The organism is Treponema sp. Marseille-Q4132, assembly GCF_014334835.1.
In the GTDB taxonomy this organism is placed as follows: Bacteria; Spirochaetota; Spirochaetia; order Treponematales; family Treponemataceae; genus Treponema_D; species Treponema_D paredis.
Genome location: NZ_CP060591.1, coordinates 2,279,530 through 2,300,415, shown reverse-complemented (window position 1 = coordinate 2,300,415; position 20,886 = coordinate 2,279,530). Strand labels below are relative to the sequence as shown.

Sequence of the window (20,886 nt, the reverse complement as noted above, 5' to 3'; positions counted from 1 at the left end):
AACGCCGATACGAGCGGAGGGCAATCGTACACGGCGCAATCGTCAAGCACAATCCGCCGATTGCCACATCGCAAAAAAAATGATACTATAAAAACGACACGCGAAATCGCAAAAGAGAGGTCTTGAATCATGCCGTATTCCGAACCGATGAACCTGGCCGTCGTTGCATGTCCGGGCGGAGAACGTTTCGCCGACGAAGTGATTACGCATCTGAAGCACATGTACAAACATCGTTTTACGCTTAAAAACGATGTCATTTCAAAACGCTACGAAATGAACAAAGACGATCTCGTCAAAAAAATCAATTTCGAAAACGATATCGACACTCCCGAACTTTACATCAAAGGCGATGTGACGAAATACAGGGCGCCGTCTTTTAAAATTTCCGCGCGCTTTACGTTTTTTGCAAACGGCGAATTCAAAACCGAACTGCTCGAATCCATACGCGGAAAAGACGTATATATCTTTCAGGACATAGAAAATCACGAAGAGCTTTCGCTGAACGACGGTACGAACAAAGCCGTCCTTTCCGTCAACGACCACGTCATGTCCATGCTCGTAACGATCGACGCGGTGCGGCAGGCGGGAGCTGCGGCCATTACGCTCGTCGTACCCGCCTACCCCTACAGCCGCCAGCACAAAAAAAAGGGACGCGAAGGGCTTACGGCGAGTATGCTCGGCCACATTTACGAATGGCTCGGCGTAACGCGGATCATTACGCTCGATATCCATTCGCGGGAAATCGTCAACGCGTTCAGTTCGATCATTCTTGAAAATCTGCATGCAAGCTATCAAATCATCCGCGAGCTGAGTAAGATCGTCGACTTGACCGGTGAAACGGAGGATTTAGTCGTCGTGTCTCCCGATACGGGCGCCATCGACCGAAACAAATTCTACGCGGTCGGATTGAAGCTGCCTCTCGCGATGATCTACAAAGAGCGCGATTATTCGGTAGTCACGCAAAACGCAAAGAACACGAATATCAAATCGATAAAGCTGCTCGGCGACGTGCACGGTAAAGTAGCTTTCCTTGCCGACGATATGCTCGGCACCGGCGGCACGCTTTTAAAAGCGATGGCCTTTTTAAAAGAACAGGGAGCGACGAAAGTGATCGCCGCGATCAGCCTGCCGTTTTTTACCGGCAACGCGATCGACCTCTTCGATGAAGCGTACCGGCAGGGGCTTTTTTACCGCATCATCGGAACGAACGCCGTCTATCATGAAGCGCTGTGCAAACGGGAATGGTACATCAACACGAGCGTAAGCGGCCTCTTTGCAAACGTCATCATGCGCGTTCACTATAACCAATCGCTGAGCAGTCTGCTCGAAAACCGCACGCTCATCGAAAAGATGGAAAAGCAGACGCAGCCGCTGCAGCCGAAAACATGACGAAAAAGACCGTACTCTCGGCCGACATCGGAACGACATCGCTGAAAGCCGCACTGATCGATGATGAGGGCAAGGTCAAAGCATTTGCAAAAGAATCGTTTGAAAAGCCGGATGACCGGTATATCGCGCAAAAATGGTTTTCCGCTCTGTGCAGCGCGTCAAAAAAACTCATCGATGCGGCCGGAGAAGCGGATATAGCGGCGATCGGCATTTCGGGAAACGGACCGACGATAGTTTCCGAAGACGGAACGACGCTCTTGTGGAATGCAGACATAAAGCCCGCACCGATCGCGGGAACTCTCGCCGCACATTCGCTTTTTATCCCGCGCATAGCGGCTTTCCGAGAACTCTTTCCCGCCGAATGGAACGCTTCTCCGTACATCTATTCCGGACCGGAATACCTCATCCATAAACTCACCGGAGCGGACTTGACGATTTTGCCGGAAGCGCGCTACGAGAGCGCATATTGGACGCGCGAACAACTCGATGCCGCCTCCGTACCCGAAGGCAAACTCCCGCCCTACGTTCCGATCGCAAGCGATGCGGGAACGACGCACGAAAAAGCGACGGCCGCTCTCGGCTTAAAAAAACCGGTACGCGTTTTTTGCGGAGGACCGGATTTTATCGCCGCGATGATCGGAACGAATACCCTCTCCGTCGGAAAGATATACGACCGCGCCGGTTCAAGCGAAGGCGTCAATATCTGCACGCCCTTTCCGCTGCACGAAGAGCGGGTCCGCCCTCTGCCCTCGGTCATACCGGGTCTTTGGAACGCGGCCATACTGCAGACGGAAAGCGGACGCATGTTCGTCAACTATAAGACGATCGTCGAAGCGATCATGGAAAGAGAGTTTTCATACGAAGAACTCATCGCCTATTGCATCGAACACCCCGAAAGCGACGGCTTCGAAATCCTTTCTCTCATAGCGGAAAATTTGCACCAATCGTTTTCCGCCCTGCTCGCGGCAGCCGAAAAAAACAATATCCGCGTTCGGCTTCCCGTCGTCGTAACCGGCGGCCAAACGAAAAACGAACAATGGATGCAGATGAAATGCGATTACGCCGGTATTCCGCTTGCGCTCACCGCGTGCCCCGATGCTGAGCTTATAGGAGATGCGGCAGCCGCCTTTACGGGATTGGGCGTATACGGCTCGCTCGAAGAAGCCGCTTCTTCCCTCGTAAAAATTATTAAAATATACAAACCTCGGAACGCCTTATGAAAATTTATCGTTTGCCGGAAAAACTCAAGACAATCGTCTTCGACATCGATTCGACGCTGTACACGAACGATGCGTACGTATCTCATCAAAGCGAAGTTCAGCTCCGCCGTTTCGCAAAAGTGCGAGGCATATCGGAAGAAAAAGCCCGAACGATGTTCGACGATTACCGAAGCGAATGGTCGAAAACGCACGGTGGAAAAAAAATAAGCGAATGCAATACGTTAGCAGCCCTCGGCATTCCGATCGAAACGAGCGTCGCGTGGCGGAACGAACTCATCGAACCTGAGCGTTTTTTATCGCGCGATGAAAAACTTTTCGAAGTTTTACAGACGCTCAAAGAATCGTACGCCCTCCTCTGCGTTACGAACAATCCCTCAGACGTCGGACGCAAAACGCTTTCAGCGCTCGGTGTCGAAAACTGCATCGAAACTGTCATCGGTCTCGATACGTTCGGAAAATCGAAACCCGCGCGGGAGCCTTTCGAAGAAGCCGCGCGCAGAACGGACGCGGCAATCGAAGAATGCCTCAGCGTCGGAGACCGCTACGACATCGATATAGCTCTGCCGCTTGACATGGGCATGGGCGGGATCCTCGTTGACGGAGTTTCGGACGTGTACGAACTGCCGAATGTGCTGCACAAGGCAATATAAAACTGCGCTATATTACAAGATTTAATTTTTCACACAATGCGTCTTGTAATGTTTTGCTGAAATTGACGCCGGCCTTTTCAGCCTGCATATTAAGCCAAGCAGGAATTGTTAATGTCTTTTTTACGGCTTTTTCGTTTATTTTAAAATCGCCGCATACAAAAGATACGAAACTTTTTTTATCCGTTTTAATTTTATGTGCGGCCGATGCCTTAGGCAAAGTATCGACCGTATAATCGTCTTGTAAAAAAAGCTCCATCGCTTCAACGGCATTCGCATACGTTTCACCTTCCGTATCGCCCTGGGTGGAACATCCGGGTAAATCGGGAAACTCAACCCAAAAACCGCCGTCTTCGCTATGAAAAACAGCAGGATATATGACTTTCATTTTTTTGCCTCCGGTTCGGTTCTTTTCAAAATAGCAGCTAAAAGACCTTTTTTTACATCTTTACCGTGCACGGGGATTATCTCGGTTTTTCCGTTTTTGGTAATTTTATGATGGCTGCCTTTTACCGATACCAATTTCCAGCCGTCTTTTAATAATAATTTCAAAAGGTCTTTATCTTTCACTTTTACAAGTGTAGTACGTATAACACGTATTGTCAATAACTTATCCGTATCGTGCCGCTCAATACCGCCGTATATAACGGTGTCGCCGCTTATTGATCGGCAGGCAAAGGCAGGCAAGGGATTTTTATTTGATTATTTTTACATTATATGTAATAATATGAAGATATGAGGTCTATCGTGAAAACCAAAAAGCTTGAGCAGACAATCGAATTTACGAGCGACGGCAGCCTCCGTTTCTTTTTTATCGGAACGGGAAGCGCCTTTGCGAAAAAGTATTTTCAGAATAACGTGCTTATTATCAAGGGCAAAGATCACCTGCTCGTCGACTGCGGCGCGGTCTGCCCCTATGCGATGTACACATATAATTCGTCCATCGCGTCGGTAAGAAATTTGCTCATCACGCATTCGCACGCGGATCACATAGGCGGACTCGAAGAAGTCGCTCTCGTCGGCCGCTACACGACGAAGATCCGTCCGAAGATGGTTATCACCGATCAGTATAAAAAAATCTTATGGAACCAATCGCTCAAAGGCGGCTGTGCATACGGCGAATACACCGACGGCGCCTTTATGACCTTTGAAGATTATTTCGACCAGATAAAACCGCGCCAAATCGCACGAAGTCCGCGCCCGCTCTACGAAGCGAACGTCGGCTCCATCAACGTCAAACTCTACCGTACGCATCACATCCCCGACAAAACGGGTTCGTGGCGTACCTCTTTTTATTCGGTCGGTATACTCATCGACGACCGCATCCTCTTTCCGGGCGACACGCAGTTCGACAGGGAGCTGCTCGATTGGATGTGCGGCACCTACGACATCGAATACATTTTTCACGATTGTCAATTTTTCCCCGGAGGAGTACACGCGTATTACGAAGACTTAAAAAAACTTCCGGCCGATATGAAAAAGAAAATGCTTTTGTGCCACTACGGAGACAACGTCGATCAGTACGACGCTAAAAAAGACGGCTTTGCGGGATTCACAAAGCGCGGCGTCTATTACGATTTCGGCATATAGCGCGCCTGCCGCCGAAGCCGCGCAGAAAAATAGATTTGGTCCATTAGCTCACCTGGATAGAGCGATTGCCTCCTAAGCAATAGGTAACGCGTTCGAATCGCGTATGGGCCGTAATTATTAATTATTAAAATTCGGAAATAGGGCGTTGCGGGCTTCGCCCGCCGGTGCCTGCGCAATTCCGCTTCCGCTCCAGCCGCCTCGCTCGTATACTTCGCTCCTGCGGCCGCTTCGCGTTGCTCCGGCACCTAACGCGTGCGCCCAAGCTTGCACATTTTTTGCAAAATGTCACACAAAACCCTAATCTTGACGCAAAAAAAATCTTTTACTATACTGAGTTCATAACCGGGGTGGAAACGACAATGTCGCGACCTGAGATCATACCCGCAGAATACCGTACGGTATTCCAACCTGATCCGGATAATGCCGGCGGAGGAAGACTATGAACGCTCATCGTTTCATTCTTTCAATTTTATTAATTACCAATCTTTTCGTATCGGCTGCGTGCAGTAAAAAAACTGCGGTGCAGGTTTCTCAAAAAAAAGAAGTCGTCATCTACACTTACGATTCCTTTATGAGCGAATGGGGCCCCGGAAGCGCAATCGCAAGCGGCTTTGAAAAAGCGACGGGCTTTTCGGCCGTATACGTAAACTGCGGAGACGGGGCGCAGATCCTTTCGAAAGCCGTCCTCGAAAAAAACAAAGTGCAGGCGGACGTACTTCTCGGCATCGACAACAATTTAATAAATAAAGCAAGAAAAGAAAACGTCCTCGTTTCTTTTAAACCCGAAGGCGCGGACGACCTCATCCCCTCAGAGCTTTCAGACGGCTTGGGCGGCGACTGGCTCCTTACGCCCTACGACTGGAGCAAATTCGCGATCATCTACGACACGCAGTCGAATACGCCCGCGCCGAAAAGCCTTAAAGATTTAACGAAGAGTGAATACGCAAAAAAACTCATCCTCATGGATCCGAGAACGAGTACGCCGGGACTCGGCTTTGCCGCATGGACGATCGCCGTGTTCGGAAGCGATTACGAACGCTATTGGCAGGAACTCAAACCTTCCGTGCTGACGATGGCGTCCGGCTGGAGCAGCGGCTACGGTCTCTTTACGAAAGGAGAAGCGCCGCTCGTCGTAAGCTACGTGACCAGTCCCGCCTATCACGTCTATGCCGATAAAACGGACCGCTACCGAGCGCTCATATTCGGCGAAGGACACGTCGAACAGATCGAAGGCGCGGGTATCGTAAAAGGCGCGCCGAATGCGGAAGGTGCGAAAGCGTTTATCGCCTACCTCATCGGAAGCGAAGCGCAAAACGCGATACCGCTCACGCAGTGGATGTATCCTGCAAATAAAACCGTCGCTCTCCCCGAATGCTATGCGCTCGCAGCGCCTGCAGAATCGAAAACGCTTACATACGACGCGCTCGCCGTCGAAAGTGCCGTGCCGCACATCATCGAAGCGCTCGGCAAATGACAAAGGGCCGCAGCGGAAGCGTCGAATACGGAGTATGCATACTCGCTTCGGCGCTTTTCATTTTAATAATCGGAGCCTTTGCCGTCCCCCTCGCCGCTTCTTTTTCACCGCTCTTTGTAAAAACCGAAAGCGCGCGCATCGCAGGCGGGTATATAGCCCGCACGGCACTCCGTACTCTCGCTATCGCGTTTTTTTCCACGCTGACGGCGGCGGCGGTCGGCATAGGTGCGGCTTTTTTTACCGCAAACAGAAGCTTTCCGGGAAAGCGCTTTATCCTTTCGCTTTCCGCCGTCCCGCTGTGCGTTCCGTCGCTGATCATCGCGCTCGGCTTTGTCGCCGTATTCGGCATCAACGGTACGGTCAATTCGATTTTAATAAAAATCTTTCATCTGAAAAAAGCACCGCTCACGCTCCTCTATTCGACGGCAGGCATCATCATCGTACAGGGCTTTTACAATTTTCCGCTCGTCACCGCAGTCGTTTCATCTTTTTGGGAAGCGCTTTCGCCCGTAAAGCGCGATGCCGCGCGCATGCTCGGAGCAAACGAGAAGCGTATCTTTTTTACCGTAACGCTGCACGAACTTTCCCCCGCGATAGCGGCAGCCTGCGTTCCCGTTTTTCTCTACTGTTTTTTCAGCTTTATGATCGTACTCCTGTTCGGAAGCCCCGGATCTTCAACGCTCGAAACGGAAATATACCGGGCCGCGCGCGCCTCCCTCGACTTCAGAACGGCGGCGGCTCTTGCGCTCATCGAAACGCTGTGCGCCATGACGGTACTCTTTATCTACGGCGCGCGCAAAGGCGCTGCCGGAACGGAAACCGCTGAACGTACGAAAAAAAACGACGCGCCTCCGATAGGCTGTGCGCCTTATGAAGAAAAGCGTACGAAAATAATCGAATACGCCTTTGCCGCAGTCATCGCCTTTCTCGTCGCGCTTTTTTTTCTCGCGCCGCTTGCAGGGATCGCAGCAGGAGGATTTTCGGCACAGGGCGGGATCGTATCGTTTATTAAAATTATAACTTCGAAAGGATTCAAAAACGCGCTTTTCGGCACGTGCATGACCGCCCCCTGCACAGCCCTTTTATGCGTCATTGCAGGATTCACTTACGCGGCATATATCCGCCTCCGCGACCCGCTCGGAAAATCGGAAATACTCGGAACGCTTCCCATGCTTCCGATGGCGCTTTCTTCGGTCGTCATGGGAGTCGGTATGATGATCGCCGTGCGCAGCGCTTCCATAGCGACGCTCGTTCTAGCCGAAGCCGCCCTCGCGTGGCCGCTCGCCTTCCGGCAAATCTACGCATCGCTGTGCGCCGTGCCGCAAGCGGCGATCGACGCCGGGCGCATGCTTTCACCGGTCGCACCCGACACGATATTCCGCATCATGATCCCGTCGGCAAAGAGAGGGATCGTTTCGGCATTCGGTTTTTGCTTTGCCGTAAGTATGGGAGACACCGCTCTGCCGCTCGTTCTTTCCGTACCGCGCTTCGACACTTTGTCGCTGTATACGTACCGGCTCGCGTCCGCATATCGCTTTTCCGACGCGTGCATCTGCGGTACGATCCTCTGCGCTTTATGTGCTCTTGTCTTTGCGTTCGGCAATAAAATCAATAATTTCGGATCGCTCTATGGATAATTATTTTTGCGCGGACAATCTCTATCGCGTGTGGGATTCGGTTACCGTCGACTTTTCATTTGCGGCGGCAAAGGGTACGATGACCGTCATCGTCGGAAAAAGCGGAAGCGGAAAGTCGACCGTGCTTCGCCTCATCGCAGGGCTCGAAGAAAGCGGCAAACGGAACGACGGAAAAGAATGCACCGTAAGGCTCGACGGAAAAACATTGACAAAGACCGCACCCGGAAAACGCGGGATCGGCATGGTCTTTCAAAGCCCTGCGCTTTTTTCGCATTTGACCGTTGCGGAAAACGTCGCATACGGACTTCGAAGCCGCGGTATGGGTAAAAAAGAAGCCGAAGCGGAAGCCGAAAAATATATTGCGGAATTCGCGCTCGCAGGCTTCGGAAAACGCATGCCCGACACGCTTTCGGGCGGCGAAGCCCAGCGCGTATCGCTCGCGCGGACGCTTATCGTAAAGCCGCCCCTCGTCCTCTTCGACGAGCCGCTTTCATCGCTCGACGCACCGCTACGGAAAAAACTCGCATCCGATATCCGCAAAAGCCAAAAGAAAGAAGGCTTTACCGGCATCTTCGTTACGCACGACATAGCCGAAGCGAAAGCCGTCGCGGACACTGTTATCGTAATGGAAAACGGCAAAAAAAAATGGGAAGGAGCGCCCGAAGACTTTAACGAATCGATGCTCGGATAGCGGTAAAGGTTCCGATCCGCATCGTAGCGATGCCGTCATCACCGCGTGAAGCCCGCACACTGAAATCAATTTTATCCAAAAGACCGAATATCGAATTGCGACAGGCAAATGACACTACAGCTTTTTAATTTCCGCTTCCGAAAGACCGGTCATCCGCTGTATAAAATCGACAGAACAGCTTTCTCGCTGCATCAGCTTGGCCGTTTCTCGTGCTTTTTGATACGCTCCCGCAGCAATACCGTCGCGTCGACCCTGTAAAATTCCGTCTTCCCTGCCCTTGCGCATCCCCCGTTCAAAGCCGATCTTTTCACCTGCCATGCGTAAGTCATCTTCATGAATATTCAACGACATATATATGCTCCTGAACTTTTCGTTCCGTTTCGCTTTTTCGATAAGCGCATCAATGTGCTGTGTAAAACCGCTCGTCGCCCGCCCCTCGCAAAGATACTGCAGCAAGGCGCTCAATTCAGGCTCATCTTCTTTACCGTAGGCACCCGTATTATAAAATACTTTATACGATTTGTCATCAAGAAAAAGAGTACCGTCGGCGGTACAGATATTGCGGAATTCGTAGACAGGCAAGCTTTTGCCGAAGGGATCCTGCGTACAGATAAAAATGACGTAGCTCTCTTTTAATTCCGCATAGCTTTGTCCTCTCAAGAGGTTATCGACATCCATAAGGCTTTGGTAATAGCGCGTACGCTTGGGAAGAAAAGGCGGAATCGATGTTTGTATTTCGATATCGAAGACGTGCTCGGGGTCTGAAACATAGACATCGAGGCGTATGCTCTTGCTTTCGTAAAACGGAGCTATCATTTTTTGCAGCGAGGGATATTCGATTTTTCCGACTTTGATATGCAAAAGCCGTTCGATGACGCCCTTGCATATCGTTTTATTTTTCATGACCGTGCCGAACATAAAGTCGTCGGTAAAGGTAAGTTCTTCGACAGGTTTGTGGGTATATACCATGAGGATACCTTCGATTGTTGAGATAGAGCCGCCGGGAAAGCCGCTGCAATATATATCGCCCGTAAATTAACAAATTACGCGGTTTTTTATGAAAATAAACGGATACCCCCTCCGCGCACACATCCCGCAGCCACAGCTCCGTTCCCCCATTACCGCTTTTTATGCGAAAGATTGCAATCCGCATAAAAACGGGTTATAATAATTGCAGAGGACATCTTACGTCAATCCGATTGCCTACGACGAGAGGGAGCCATGTACGCCGACGCCTGCACAACGTATATACCGGTAACGCAAAACTACGATCCGGTACTTGACAAAGCCGCCGAATTGTGCATCATCGTTCGTTCGTTCGTTCGCAGCGTAACCCCTACCCGCCCGTCCCCGAAACGCTTACATAACACGCTCTCCGCATACAGCATTTTCTCACCGCATACCGCACGCACGGGACAAAGTCTCCGTGCGTTTTTTATTTTCTCACCCAAAAGGAGGTACGATAAAAAACGCCGTCTGAAATATCGCCGTCGCTGGAGTCTAGAGCCGAAAAACGCTGAAGCGTTTTTCTTTTATCGGAGACACTCGCGATTTCTGTGCATTGCTCGAAATCGCAGCGTTCTTATCTCGAGTTTGCTTGGATGTTTGCAGAAGACGTGTATATGTTTCGCTTCGATAAAAATCGCATGAATACGATACGCTTTATTTTGCAAACTCGACTATTGAACGTGTGCGCATACGCGCACGGCTAAAAACTTTTTCGGAAGTTGCACCTTGCTTGAAGCTTCGCTGCAAGTACCTGCAAAAGTTTTTATGGGAGTCATCTATGACAAAACGTAAAGACACGAAGGCAAAAGCTTTTACGTGCAGAGGAGCGGAGGCGCTCATCACGGCCGCACTGTTGGCAGCGGTATTCTTGTTTACGGGCTGCCCGCAGTCTCCGGAAAATCAAACACAAAACCCTTCCGTACCGCCTGCGGAACAAAAGGTAACGCTGACGGTCGCAAAGGGTGAACACGTACAAAAGGCCGAACCCGCTTCGCTCACCGTCGACAAAGGCTCGGCGTGGAGTGCGATAAAAGGGAATATTACCGTAACCTACGAAGCCGGCTGGGAAGCTGCAGGATGGAAGTTCGACAGTGCAGCAGGGAGCGACATAAGCGATACGACCGTTTTCAATGAAAACAAAACCGTCGTCGCCCTCGCCAAAGCTCAGGTAGCGCCAGTGCCTGAAAAAATAACGATCACCGTTACCGGAGGCGAACACGTAACGGTACACACGGAAAACACTTTTACCGCCGATAAGGGTGCGGTATGGCAGGATATACGCTCGGGCGCCGAAGCCCTCGTAACCTACGAAGCCGGCTGGGAAGCTGCAGGATGGAAGTTCGACAGTGCAGCAGGGAGCGACATAAGCGATACGACCGTTTTCAATGAAAACAAAACCGTCGTCGCCCTCGCCAAAGCTCAGGGAGCGCCAGTGCCTGAAAAAATAACGATCACCGTTACCGGAGGCGAACACGTAACGGTACACACGAAAAACACTTTTACCGCCGATAAGGGTGCGGTATGGCAGGATATACGCTCGGGCGCCGAAGCCCTCGTAACCTATGAGACGGGCTGGGAAAACGAAGGCTGGAAGTTCGACGATGCGGCGGGAATCGACGTAAACGATGCGGCCCTTTTCAATGAAAACAAAACCGTTTTCGCTTCGGCAAAACCGCTTGTAAACCCCAATCTGCGTATCGAAGGCGGCGTGCTTAAAGGGTATAATGAAACGCCTTCGGGCGCCCTCGTCATACCCGCAGGCGTTACGGAAATAGCCGAATGTGCATTTGAAAATTGTACGGAGATAACGGGCACGGTAGTTTTACCTGCAAGCCTTAAGCACATCGACTGGGGTGCTTTTAAAAACTGTAATAAGGTAACCGCCTTCGATTTCACCCAGTGTATCCAGCTTACGTCTATCGGCTACGAGGCATTCAAAAACTGTAAAGCGGATGCCGTATTTACGGTAAAGGCGGGCGGCAACAGAAAGAACTTATTGCTCAACAGCAAAAGCGATATAAAAGCAAGCCAAATAACGGAAGTTCCCTGAGGGGAGGTACGATACAAAGCGCCGTCTGAAAAGAGGCGGCGCTGGAGTCGAGAGCCGAAAAACGCTGAAGCGTTTTTCTTTTATCGGAGACACTCGCGATTTCTGTGCATTGTTCGAAATCGCAGCGTTCTTATCTCGAGTTTGCACGGATGTTTGCGGAAGCTATGCATACGTATCGTTTTGATGAAATTGAAAGGCTACGATACAGTACAGTTTCGCAAACTCGATTATTGAACATGTGCGCTTTTGCGCACGGCTAAAAACTTTTTCGGAAGTTGCACCTTGCTTGAAGCTTCGCTGCAAGTACCTGCAAAAGTTTTTATGGAAGGAAGAAAAATGAAAAAGGTCGTATTGATTTCGTGTTCAAAAGAAAAAGACCCTGCCAAACATATTGCGGAAGATTTATATATAAGTCCGCTGTATAAAAAAGAGCTTGCCTATGCAAAACACGTTCTAAAACCCGATATGATATTCATCCTCTCGGATAAATATCATCTGCTCGAATTGCCGGCGGAAGTTGCGTGGTATGAAGTTGATCTGAAGGAACAGACCCGCGACGAACAAAAAGCATGGGCGCAAAAAGTCCTTGCTTCGTTAAAGGAAAAGACGGACATAGAAAAAGACGAGTTCATCATCCTTGCAGGGGAAACACACTTCCGATATTTAAAACCCGCGCTCAAAAACTGCAGCACGCCCCTGCACAAAATAGGCGGAATAGGCAACCAATTACACTGGCTCAAAGAAGAGCTTGCAAAACGGGGCATCAAAGCCTAGCGGACTGCCGGAAGCGGCCGGCGTTTCAACGGGTAATTTTCCGTACTGTGTAATTGATAAATCCGTTACACAGTACAAATTATCAGGTCCAATTTCGAGTTTTCTAAAACTCGAAATTTTCCATCCGTTTCGTTCACCAACTGAATGGCGAGTTTCGAAAGTAAATAAAATGATGCGGAGGCGAGGTTCCGGCTGCGTGCCGTTTCGAGCGTTAGGCTTACGGAAGCGTACCCTAAAAGCTCGACCGCGGCTTAGCGGACGGGTTCTCGCCGAAAGCATATCTTTATTTAGAAATACTTTCGAAACTCGACTTTCGACCTATCAATTACATAAGGAGGTACGATAAAAAACGCCGTCTGAAATATCGCCGTCGCTTTTTATCTCGAGTTTGCGCGGATGTTTGCAGAAAATGTGTATACGTAGTGTTTCGATAAAAATCGCATAAATACGATACGCTTTATTTTGCAAACTCGACTATTAAACGTGTGCGCGCACGCGCACGGCTAAAAACTTTTTCGGAAATTGATATTTCCTGCAAAAGTTTTTTATGGGAGGTAAAAAAGACACTCAAAAGGTAAACCGCCCACTTACACGCGCCGCTCTTCTTACGGTTTACCCGCGTCTTCCGGCGGCCCCCCGCCCGAAGGTTCCATAAGCGCATCCCGCTCTTTATTCTTCGCGCTTCTTAGGGGCGGAGCCCTAAGCAGTGCGAGGAAGAAGGATGGGGTCGTAGGGGCAGGAAGAAACCCCTGCCCTGAACGGGGGTGTCGTCCTGCCCCTGCAAGACGGGGTCTAAGGGCTCCCCCTTATGAGGAGAACACCATGTCAAAGAAAAAGTTCGTATGGGAAGTCTACCTTCGTCCGAACACGCTTTCAAAAGATACCGAGCGCGACTGCATCGCGGACGTCCGTTTCCGCGGAGGAGCGAAACGGAACGAAGACATCGCCGACGTCATCACAAAAGAAAGAAGCGAGTTCCGGCGCGAAACCATCATCAATATTTTGAACCTCCGCGATGAAGCGGTAAAAAACTTCATTCAGGACGGCATGAGCTTTATCGACGGCATCGTGCAGATCGCCCCGCGCGTTACGGGTGTGTGGAAAACCGAAAACTCGCCCTATAACGCGGCCGTACACAAGCGTACCGTAGACCTCATTCCGACGCACGACTTCAAAGCCGTCCTCGACGATATCACCGTAAAAGTACTCGGCTTAAAAGACGATTCGTTCCGCATCACGTCAGTCACCGACACGGCGACGGGATTGTCGGACGGCACGATCACGATCGGAGACGATCTCATCATCGAAGGAGAAAAAATCAAAGTCGATGAAAGCGATGCCGCTCAGGGTGTGTTTTTCAAAGGGGCCGACGGCGCGGAGCACAAAACATCCCGCCGCCTTTCGGTCAATAAGCCCGGTCAGCTCATCGCCCGCGTTCCCTCATCGCTTCCCGAAGGCAAAACGACCGTTATCGTGCGCACAAAATACACGGGAAGCGCAACCGTATTGAAAGAGCTACGCGAAATCGTCTGTAAACTTAGCTGCACCGCCAAAAGATAATCGCAAAGCAATCGCATCCGGCTGTCCGCTCAAAGGCAAGTCCTTTCGAGCGGATATTTTATTCATGCACAGGCTTGATCCGATCGTATATCCCGTACCGCCCGTATAGCGCCTTACGAACTCTTCGTATACGGCGATACGCGCTTTTCGTATGCCGCGACTCGGATCTCTCGTATACCGCCATACGAAGCGCTCGTATACGGCGATACGAACTTCCCGTATACCGCATTCCGCGCCCCTGCAAAACGGGGCATCAAACTGCCCCTACAAGACGGAACTGACGCCGCACCGAAAACGCGCTATACTGTATGTTATGAACGACAACGATTTCGATAAAGCGATTGCAAAATTCCAGCGCATGATAGACGAAAGCCGCTCTATCGTATTTTTCGGCGGAGCGGGCGTTTCGACGGAAAGCGGTATCCCCGACTTCAGAAGTACGGACGGACTGTATCACCAACAATGGAAATATCCTCCCGAACAAATGCTCAGCAGGAGTTTTTTCGACGCGAACCCCGCGGAGTTTTACCGCTTTTACCGCGAAAAGCTCATCGTCAAAGGCGTAAAGCCGAACGCGGCGCACAAAAAACTTGCGGAACTCGAAAAGGCGGGAAAGCTCACCGCCGTCGTCACGCAAAACATCGACGGACTGCATCAGGCGGCGGGAAGTAAAAACGTATTCGAACTGCACGGAAGCACGCTGCGCAATTACTGTATGAAATGCGGCGCTTCCTACGATATCGATTTTATCGCCGAAAGCGCGAAGGCTCCCGACGGCATACCGCACTGTCCAAAGTGCGGCGGCATCGTTAAGCCCGATGTCGTGCTCTACGAAGAAGGTCTCGACGGCGCCTGCATCGAAGGAGCCGTCCGCGCCATACGGGACGCGGATATGCTCATCATCGGCGGCACATCTCTCGTCGTCTATCCCGCGGCAAGTCTCGTAAACTATTACCGCGGAAACAAACTCGTCGTTATCAATAAAACCGCGACGGGAGGCGATGCGATCGCAACGCTCGTCATCCGTGATTCGATCGGAAAAGTGCTCGGCGCCGTAAAAACCGCGTAAACGGAGGGCGCACTCCTACCGCTCACGCAGGAAATCACGCCTCCGCTTTTCAGTCCGCTTTCGCTTTTACCGTTTTGGGCAAAAAGACGATGCCGACAGCGAGGATGAGCGCGAACGAAAGCCATGCCGCGATCATGTTCATGGAAAAACCGCCTGCGATAAAGCCGAGCGCAGAACAGAACGCGATAAACACCGCGTAGGGCATTTGGGTCGCAACGTGTTCGAGGTGCGGACAGCCCGCTCCCGTGGACGAAAGGATCGTCGTATCGGAAATGGGAGATGCGTGATCGCCGAACACGGCTCCTCCGACGACGGCTGCGATGCAGATCATGCATGCGTTCACGAGGGACGCTTGATCCAATCCCTTCGCCTGCGCAAGTCCCGTCGCGATCGGCATGACAAGCGGGATCATAATGCCGAATGTACCCCAGCTCGTGCCGGTCGCGAATGAAATGAGAGCGGAAAGGGCAAAGACGATGACGGGAATGAGTTCAAGCGGAAAGCGCTGTTTGACGACGATTTCCGAAAGGTAGATGCCGAGTCCGAGACCTCCGTCCGACGGCGAAGATTTGATGATCGTTCCGATCGTCCACGCCATCGACAAAATGATAAGCGCCGGTATCATCGATTTGATGCCGTCCCGAAGCGCTTCTCCCGCTCCGCTCAAGTTTAACAATTTTCTTGCAATATAATAAATATACGTCGCGAAGATCGTAAAGATGATGGCGTAAAAAAGCGCGACCGATGCGTCGGTATCTTTGAATGCGTCTCCGAGCGGGATCGTTTTCGCGGCATCGGCAAAGGACATAATCGATTTTCCGTCGACCGCGCTCATCCACGTCGTCACCGGAAAAAAGATCAGCGCCGTCACAATGAGAACGATGATCGGAAAGAGCATATCGGCGGGCTTTGCCGAATCGTTTACGGTGTTTTCGACTTCGCCCGCAACGGCTCCGTACTTTCTTTCATAAAAGAGTTTCCCTTGTGCCGCGCGCGCTTCGGAAGACTTCATCGGGCCGAAATCGCGTTTTGTTAAAATGATGACGAGTACGAAGACGAGCGTGCCGAGCGCATAGAGGTTGTACGGTATGGAGCGGATAAAAAACTCGAACGGCGTCATCTGCATCGCATCGAAGCCTTCGGCTCCCTTTACGATGGACATAACGGTAACGACCCAGCTCGAAATCGGAGCGATGATGCACACGGGAGCCGCCGTCGAATCGAGCACGTAGGCAAGTTTCGCACGCGCGACTTTCGTCTTGTCGCAGATCGGACGCATGATCGTACCGACGGTAAGCGAATTGAAATAATCGTCGATAAAAATTATCAAGCCGAAAATAAACGACATGACAAGCGATCCCTTGCTCGTCTTCAACTTCAGCGACGCCCATTTGCCGAAAGCGCCGGCCGCCCCGGTCTTCGAAAGCATACCGACAAGGCCTCCGAGCAGCGCGCAAAAAAGGAAAATGCGGATATTCCATCCGTCGGCGAGCGAAGAAGCGAGCGCATCGGTGAGATGCATGAGCGCAAGGGCGGGATTGCCCCCCGCGACGATAAGCGTGCCCGACAAAATGCCCAAAAAGAGCGATACGATCACGTCTTTGGTGACGAAGGCAAGCACGATTGTTAAAAGCGGGGGAATGATGCCCCACATACCGAAACTGGTCATTATGATCCTCCAACTGGATATGACAGGATGATCTATTTTAGCATATTCGCTCTTTCATGTCTTGCCGTAGGGATTTCCGCCGACGCGCGTACGGAGCGCGGATGAGCGTACTCCGGCGCGCGTAGCGGACGCGGATGAGCGCACCCCGTCGCGCGAATTCCGCTATGCGTCGAGCTTCATATCACCGTCGCGGATCAAAGCCCGAGCGCGGAGTACCGCATAAAAAACGTATGCGAGTACGGCGGGAAAGATCACATCGACTGCGATTATCTTTAGGATGATAAGAGGGGCGCTCTCCGCTCCCTGCATCGCTTGAAACGTCATGATCGGCCCGACAAGTCCGCTCGTCCCCATACCCGCTCCCGCAGGAAGCGTGCGCATCTTAAAGAGACACGACGCGAGGGGGCCGGTGATCGCCGAAGCGAGGATCGGCGGAATCCATATAAAAGGATTTTTGCAGATGTTCGGGATCTGCAGCATGGACGTTCCGAGTCCCTGCGCGAAAAAACCGTTAAAGCCGTTGTCGCGGAAGCTGATGACGGCAAAGCCTATCATCTGCGCGCAGCAGCCCGCAGTCGCAGCTCCTCCCGCGATCCCCGTCATGCCGAGTATGATCGCGACGGCAGCGGAACTTATGGGCAGCGTCAAAATCATCCCCATGACGACGGAGAGCACGATGCCCATCCAAAACGGTTCGAGTTCCGTCGCCTTCTGTATGCCGCTTCCGAGAGCGGCCGATGCGGACGCAAGGGCGGGCCCGAAGAGCAATGCGGCGGCGGCGCCTGTGACGACGGTTACGGCGGGCACGACGACTATATCGATTTTAGTCTTTCCCGCGACGAGCCTTCCGCATTCGGCGCCGACTAAAGCCGCGGCAAACGCGCCGAGCGGATCACCCGGCCCCGCCAAAAGCACGCTTCCGTTTTCCGCGATAAAGGCCGACTGCCCTGCGCTCAAATAGGCGGCGCATTTTACGGAATACGCGCCGATCGTGCCGGTGAGGATGCTTCCGTACAAAGCGAGCTTCGGCGCACCGAGCGAATGCGCAACTCCGCACGCGATTCCGGCTCCCGTGAGTACGGTGAGCACTTGACCCGTGAGCTTAAAAAATCTTCCCGCATACGCAAGAGATGCATAGACGCTCGTACCGCCTGCGCCGCCCAAAGCGTCTGCGGACGGAAAAAATCCGCCGATCTGCTTTATAATCAATCCGATGATGAGCGTGGAAAAAAGGCCGAGCGACATTCCGCCGAACGCATCGACTACATACCGTTTGAAATACTTGTTCATAGAACACCTCGAGGAAAAATAATAATTTCGGTAATTGATATACTTTGTCGATGCTGATACGCGGCGCGCCGTGGGCGCCGGTAATGCCGCCGCAAGGGATTCGGCTGTAGGCTATCACAAACGTAACATCTGCGCTGAAAAGTATAGCGCTTCTCCGCATGAACGGCAAGCGTCATTTCGGTCAATGAGCGGCGATGCGGCGTTTCGATCGAATTTATACGAGAGCAACGAAGGGAACGTTTCGACGCTCTTTCACTGCAATATCATGCGGTCGCTCGTAAGCGCCGTCTTCTTTATGGCTCGGAAGCGCTGCACGATATCGTCCATCGTCAAATTCTTTTTTTCGTCTCCGGCTATGTCGAAGATGATTTCGCCTTTGTCCATCATGATAAGACGATTGCCGGAGTCGAGCGCGTGCTGCATATTGTGCGTCACCATCATTACGGTGAGATTGTAGGATTCCGCAAAGCGCTTCGTCAAATTCATAACGAGGGCGGCGTTCGAAGGATCGAGGGCTGCAGTATGCTCGTCGAGCAAAAGAAGAGCCGGACGCGACATAACCGCCATGAGCAGCGTCAAGGCTTGCCGCTGTCCGCCTGAAAACTGTTCGACATTGTCGGAAAGGCGCTCTTCAAGTCCCATGTTCAGCTGTTTGAGTTCGCTTCGGAAATATAAGCGAGTGCGGGCGTTCAAGCCGATCTTCAAACCCTTCCAGCCTTTTTTGCTGCATATCATCATATTGTCTTCAAGCGACATTTTCCCCGCAGTGCCGAGCAGAGGATTTTGAAAGATGCGCCCTATGTACAGTGCCCGTTTGTATTCTTCGTCTTTCGTGATGTCGCGCACGGAACCGTTCATCGAAAGCGAAATCGTTCCGGCAGTCGGAGAAAGGGTACCTGCGATGACATTGTACAGCGTCGACTTTCCCGCTCCGTTCGATCCGATCACCGTGATAAAGTCGCCCTTATTGATCGTCAAATCGATATTTTTAAGTGCCGTGTTTTCGTCTGCGGTGCCGGGATTGAACGTTATGGCTATATTTTTCAATTCAATCATTGCGCGCCTCCCGCTTTCGACGGACGTAAGAGATGTGATTTAAGATTCGCCTTGCCTTTCAAATTGGATATCACGAGGCACAAAATGATAAGCAAACCGGTAACGAGTTTCAGATCGTTACTCGTCAAGCCGATTCGATATCCGTAACTTCTGCCTGCGAACATGAGCGCGCGGTATAAAATCGATCCGAGCAAAACGCGGAGCGTCTGCATCGAAATTTTATTCGAACGGATGATAAACTCTCCGAGCATGAGGGATGCAAGCCCTCCGACGATGACGCCCGTACCGCTTCCCACATCCGCAAAGCCGTTGTACATTGCGGCAAAGGCGCCTGAAAGAGAAGCAAGTCCGTCGCCGAAAGACACGCCGATACCGCGGAGTATTTTCGGATCGACGCCCTGCGAAACGACCATCTGTTCGTTCGCTCCGAGCGCGCCCATCGTCAAACCCATGTCGGTGTGAAAAAAGAGATCGAGGAGTCCTTTTAAGACGGCGACGAAAACTATTAAAAACAAAAGGATGCCCGCTTCAGGAGGAAGTGCGGGAAAGACGCGCTCCGTCCAAGCGGCGCTCTTTGAGAAAATCGTTTCGATGCGCAAAAACGATATGTTCGCACGGTTCGACATGATGCGGAGATTGATCGAATAAAGCATCGTCATGACGAGGATGCCGGCGAGCAAATCGGGTATGCGAAAGCGCGTATAGATGAGCGTCGTAACGAGCCCCGCAAAAGCGCCGCCGAAAAATGCGAGCGAAAGCGCGAAAACGGGCGGTATGCCGTGCAGCAAACACGCGGCAAGGATGCAGCCTCCGAGCGGAAAGGCTCCGTCGACCGTCATATCGCAAAAATTGATAACGCGGAACGACACGAAGGCGCCGAGCACCATGATGCCGTATATCAAACCTTCGATTAAAATACTGTAAATCATGCAGACTCCCTTGTAACTATTTATAGTAATATTTTTTTTCATTTATGTGAATAGGCGGCAAATCCGAAACGGCAAGCGCAGATGCGTATCCGTTTTAATGCAATCGCCGCCGTTTGACAAAAGGGGTTTTTATGAAAACAAAACACATCGTGTATTCTGCAGTGCTTGCATCTCTTGTATTTGCAGGATGTCAAACCGCATCTCAAAAGGGAGCGGCGCCTTACAAAATGACGACGGTTTCCGAAAAAACCGATGTCTTCGAAGCGAAAATCGTCTATCCTCAGTTTGCGGGATTCGACGATCTCAATTCTCTTATCAAATCGCGCACGCTCGGCGCGTACAACGATTTCAAATCGTCCGCACAAAAAACGCGGCGTGAACTCGAAAACACTTCTGCGAAAAAGCTTCCTCCGTTCGAATACGCAGCCGCCTGCGATTCGATCATCGTAAGCGACAAATATATTTCGATGCTCTTTACGGCCTACCGCTATGAAGGAGGTGCGCACGGAGAAACACAGCTCGATTCGATCACCTACGACAAAGCGCTGAAAAAAGAAGTGTCGATCACGGAAGCATCCGGCTTATCGATCAAAGATATCGCAACGCAATGCAAAGATTATTTTATGAAGCGCTTAAGCTACGGCGGAAACAGCGCGGAAGCGAAAAAAGCGCGCACCGACTGGATCGCCGAAGGCACCATACCTGAAGCGGGCAATTATCAGACGTTCACGTATGACGGCAAAACGCTCACCGTTTATTTCGAGCCCTATACGGTCGCGCCGTATTCGGAAGGCGTGCAAAAAGTTACGATTTCAGCCGTCCGGTAAAATTGT

At 51.4% G+C, this 20,886-nt stretch carries 19 protein-coding genes and 1 tRNA gene; 13 read left to right on the top strand and 7 right to left on the bottom strand.

Annotation, left to right across the window (positions count from 1 at the left end):
* Positions 1–129: 129 nt before the first annotated feature.
* The 3 genes from prs to H9I35_RS10475 are packed head-to-tail and all read left to right on the top strand — an operon-like array spanning position 130 to position 3,259.
* Positions 130–1,389 (top strand): ribose-phosphate diphosphokinase, encoded by a 1,260-nt coding sequence (gene prs, locus H9I35_RS10485; protein ID WP_187419327.1) that lies wholly within the window; start codon positions 130–132, stop codon positions 1,387–1,389.
* Positions 1,386–2,609, top strand: a complete 1,224-nt coding sequence (locus H9I35_RS10480; RefSeq protein ID WP_187419326.1) for an FGGY-family carbohydrate kinase — start codon at positions 1,386–1,388, stop codon at positions 2,607–2,609. Before prs ends, H9I35_RS10480 begins: the two co-directional genes overlap by 4 nt.
* Complete coding sequence (locus tag H9I35_RS10475) at positions 2,606–3,259, top strand: HAD family hydrolase (protein ID WP_187419325.1); 654 nt, start codon at positions 2,606–2,608, stop codon at positions 3,257–3,259. Before H9I35_RS10480 ends, H9I35_RS10475 begins: the two co-directional genes overlap by 4 nt.
* Before the next feature lie 7 nt (positions 3,260–3,266).
* Here H9I35_RS10475 and H9I35_RS10470 read toward each other — a convergent pair whose 3' ends face one another.
* Together H9I35_RS10470 and H9I35_RS10465 are read right to left on the bottom strand one after the other, a co-directional pair.
* Positions 3,267–3,644: a type II toxin-antitoxin system HicB family antitoxin gene (locus H9I35_RS10470; protein ID WP_187419324.1), complete on the bottom strand. Its 378-nt coding sequence runs from the start codon at positions 3,642–3,644 to the stop codon at positions 3,267–3,269.
* Positions 3,641–3,826, bottom strand: a complete 186-nt coding sequence (locus H9I35_RS10465) for a type II toxin-antitoxin system HicA family toxin (protein ID WP_187419323.1) — start codon at positions 3,824–3,826, stop codon at positions 3,641–3,643. The genes H9I35_RS10470 and H9I35_RS10465 overlap by 4 nt, the downstream gene beginning before the upstream one ends.
* A 165-nt stretch (positions 3,827–3,991) precedes the next feature.
* Here H9I35_RS10465 and H9I35_RS10460 point away from each other — a divergent pair, with 165 nt between their 5' ends.
* The 5 genes from H9I35_RS10460 to H9I35_RS10440 all read left to right on the top strand — a co-directional run bounded on the left by H9I35_RS10460 (position 3,992) and on the right by H9I35_RS10440 (position 8,648).
* Positions 3,992–4,846 (top strand): MBL fold metallo-hydrolase, encoded by an 855-nt coding sequence (locus H9I35_RS10460; protein ID WP_252722651.1) that lies wholly within the window; start codon positions 3,992–3,994, stop codon positions 4,844–4,846.
* Between the two features lie 37 nt (positions 4,847–4,883).
* A tRNA-Arg gene (locus H9I35_RS10455) sits at positions 4,884–4,957 on the top strand.
* 328 nt (positions 4,958–5,285) lie between these two features.
* The gene (locus H9I35_RS10450; RefSeq protein ID WP_187419322.1) at positions 5,286–6,320 is read left to right on the top strand and encodes a thiamine ABC transporter substrate-binding protein; all 1,035 of its coding nucleotides are present in this window, start codon (positions 5,286–5,288) and stop codon (positions 6,318–6,320) included.
* Positions 6,317–7,957 carry an ABC transporter permease gene (locus H9I35_RS10445; RefSeq protein WP_187419321.1) on the top strand — a complete coding sequence of 547 codons (1,641 nt, stop codon included), beginning with the start codon at positions 6,317–6,319 and terminating at the stop codon, positions 7,955–7,957. The genes H9I35_RS10450 and H9I35_RS10445 overlap by 4 nt, the downstream gene beginning before the upstream one ends.
* A complete protein-coding gene (locus H9I35_RS10440) occupies positions 7,950–8,648 on the top strand; it encodes an ABC transporter ATP-binding protein (RefSeq protein ID WP_187419320.1) in 699 nt (232 codons plus the stop codon). The genes H9I35_RS10445 and H9I35_RS10440 overlap by 8 nt, the downstream gene beginning before the upstream one ends.
* 114 nt (positions 8,649–8,762) lie before the next feature.
* Here the strand turns inward: H9I35_RS10440 and H9I35_RS10435 are convergent, their stop codons facing one another.
* Complete coding sequence (locus tag H9I35_RS10435; RefSeq protein ID WP_187419319.1) at positions 8,763–9,617, bottom strand: Rpn family recombination-promoting nuclease/putative transposase; 855 nt, start codon at positions 9,615–9,617, stop codon at positions 8,763–8,765.
* Positions 9,618–10,434: 817 nt separating this feature from the next.
* Here H9I35_RS10435 and H9I35_RS10430 point away from each other — a divergent pair.
* From H9I35_RS10430 to H9I35_RS10415, 4 genes are all read left to right on the top strand, one after another.
* A complete protein-coding gene (locus H9I35_RS10430) occupies positions 10,435–11,706 on the top strand; it encodes a leucine-rich repeat domain-containing protein (protein WP_187419318.1) in 1,272 nt (423 codons plus the stop codon).
* Positions 11,707–12,042: 336 nt separating this feature from the next.
* Positions 12,043–12,480, top strand: coding sequence for a DUF6884 domain-containing protein (locus tag H9I35_RS10425; protein ID WP_187419317.1), 438 nt, complete (start codon positions 12,043–12,045; stop codon positions 12,478–12,480).
* An 822-nt stretch (positions 12,481–13,302) separates the two neighbouring features.
* Positions 13,303–14,040, top strand: coding sequence for a DUF4469 domain-containing protein (locus tag H9I35_RS10420; RefSeq protein WP_016520626.1), 738 nt, complete (start codon positions 13,303–13,305; stop codon positions 14,038–14,040).
* A 313-nt stretch (positions 14,041–14,353) separates the two neighbouring features.
* Positions 14,354–15,109, top strand: a complete 756-nt coding sequence (locus tag H9I35_RS10415) for an NAD-dependent protein deacylase (RefSeq protein WP_187419316.1) — start codon at positions 14,354–14,356, stop codon at positions 15,107–15,109.
* Positions 15,110–15,158: 49 nt separating this feature from the next.
* Here H9I35_RS10415 and H9I35_RS10410 read toward each other — a convergent pair whose 3' ends face one another.
* From H9I35_RS10410 to H9I35_RS10395, 4 genes are all read right to left on the bottom strand, one after another.
* Complete coding sequence (locus tag H9I35_RS10410; RefSeq protein WP_187419315.1) at positions 15,159–16,778, bottom strand: Na+/H+ antiporter NhaC family protein; 1,620 nt, start codon at positions 16,776–16,778, stop codon at positions 15,159–15,161.
* Positions 16,779–16,940: 162 nt separating this feature from the next.
* Entirely contained in the window at positions 16,941–18,068 is a 1,128-nt protein-coding gene (locus H9I35_RS10405) for a PTS sugar transporter subunit IIC (protein WP_187419314.1), read from the bottom strand.
* A gap of 252 nt (positions 18,069–18,320) precedes the next feature.
* Positions 18,321–19,124 carry an ABC transporter ATP-binding protein gene (locus H9I35_RS10400; protein WP_187419313.1) on the bottom strand — a complete coding sequence of 268 codons (804 nt, stop codon included), beginning with the start codon at positions 19,122–19,124 and terminating at the stop codon, positions 18,321–18,323.
* Positions 19,121–20,053 (bottom strand): ABC transporter permease, encoded by a 933-nt coding sequence (locus H9I35_RS10395; RefSeq protein WP_187419312.1) that lies wholly within the window; start codon positions 20,051–20,053, stop codon positions 19,121–19,123. Before H9I35_RS10395 ends, H9I35_RS10400 begins: the two co-directional genes overlap by 4 nt.
* 131 nt (positions 20,054–20,184) lie before the next feature.
* Here H9I35_RS10395 and H9I35_RS10390 point away from each other — a divergent pair, with 131 nt between their 5' ends.
* Entirely contained in the window at positions 20,185–20,880 is a 696-nt protein-coding gene (locus H9I35_RS10390; RefSeq protein ID WP_187419311.1) for a DUF3298 and DUF4163 domain-containing protein, read from the top strand.
* Positions 20,881–20,886: the final 6 nt, after the last annotated feature.

Excerpts from the sequence above, each read along its gene's own strand:
- prs (WP_187419327.1), top strand. The coding sequence starts at position 130 with ATGCCGTATTCCGAACCGATGAACCTGGCCGTCGTTGCATGTCCGGGC.
- H9I35_RS10480 (WP_187419326.1), top strand. The coding sequence starts at position 1,386 with ATGACGAAAAAGACCGTACTCTCGGCCGACATCGGAACGACATCGCTG.
- H9I35_RS10475 (WP_187419325.1), top strand. The coding sequence starts at position 2,606 with ATGAAAATTTATCGTTTGCCGGAAAAACTCAAGACAATCGTCTTCGAC.
- H9I35_RS10470 (WP_187419324.1), bottom strand. The coding sequence starts at position 3,644 with ATGAAAGTCATATATCCTGCTGTTTTTCATAGCGAAGACGGCGGTTTT.
- H9I35_RS10460 (WP_252722651.1), top strand. The coding sequence starts at position 3,992 with ATGAGGTCTATCGTGAAAACCAAAAAGCTTGAGCAGACAATCGAATTT.
- H9I35_RS10450 (WP_187419322.1), top strand. The coding sequence starts at position 5,286 with ATGAACGCTCATCGTTTCATTCTTTCAATTTTATTAATTACCAATCTT.
- H9I35_RS10445 (WP_187419321.1), top strand. The coding sequence starts at position 6,317 with ATGACAAAGGGCCGCAGCGGAAGCGTCGAATACGGAGTATGCATACTC.
- H9I35_RS10440 (WP_187419320.1), top strand. The coding sequence starts at position 7,950 with ATGGATAATTATTTTTGCGCGGACAATCTCTATCGCGTGTGGGATTCG.
- H9I35_RS10435 (WP_187419319.1), bottom strand. The coding sequence starts at position 9,617 with ATGGTATATACCCACAAACCTGTCGAAGAACTTACCTTTACCGACGAC.
- H9I35_RS10430 (WP_187419318.1), top strand. The coding sequence starts at position 10,435 with ATGACAAAACGTAAAGACACGAAGGCAAAAGCTTTTACGTGCAGAGGA.
- H9I35_RS10425 (WP_187419317.1), top strand. The coding sequence starts at position 12,043 with ATGAAAAAGGTCGTATTGATTTCGTGTTCAAAAGAAAAAGACCCTGCC.
- H9I35_RS10420 (WP_016520626.1), top strand. The coding sequence starts at position 13,303 with ATGTCAAAGAAAAAGTTCGTATGGGAAGTCTACCTTCGTCCGAACACG.
- H9I35_RS10415 (WP_187419316.1), top strand. The coding sequence starts at position 14,354 with ATGAACGACAACGATTTCGATAAAGCGATTGCAAAATTCCAGCGCATG.
- H9I35_RS10410 (WP_187419315.1), bottom strand. The coding sequence starts at position 16,778 with ATGACCAGTTTCGGTATGTGGGGCATCATTCCCCCGCTTTTAACAATC.
- H9I35_RS10405 (WP_187419314.1), bottom strand. The coding sequence starts at position 18,068 with ATGAACAAGTATTTCAAACGGTATGTAGTCGATGCGTTCGGCGGAATG.
- H9I35_RS10400 (WP_187419313.1), bottom strand. The coding sequence starts at position 19,124 with ATGATTGAATTGAAAAATATAGCCATAACGTTCAATCCCGGCACCGCA.
- H9I35_RS10395 (WP_187419312.1), bottom strand. The coding sequence starts at position 20,053 with ATGATTTACAGTATTTTAATCGAAGGTTTGATATACGGCATCATGGTG.
- H9I35_RS10390 (WP_187419311.1), top strand. The coding sequence starts at position 20,185 with ATGAAAACAAAACACATCGTGTATTCTGCAGTGCTTGCATCTCTTGTA.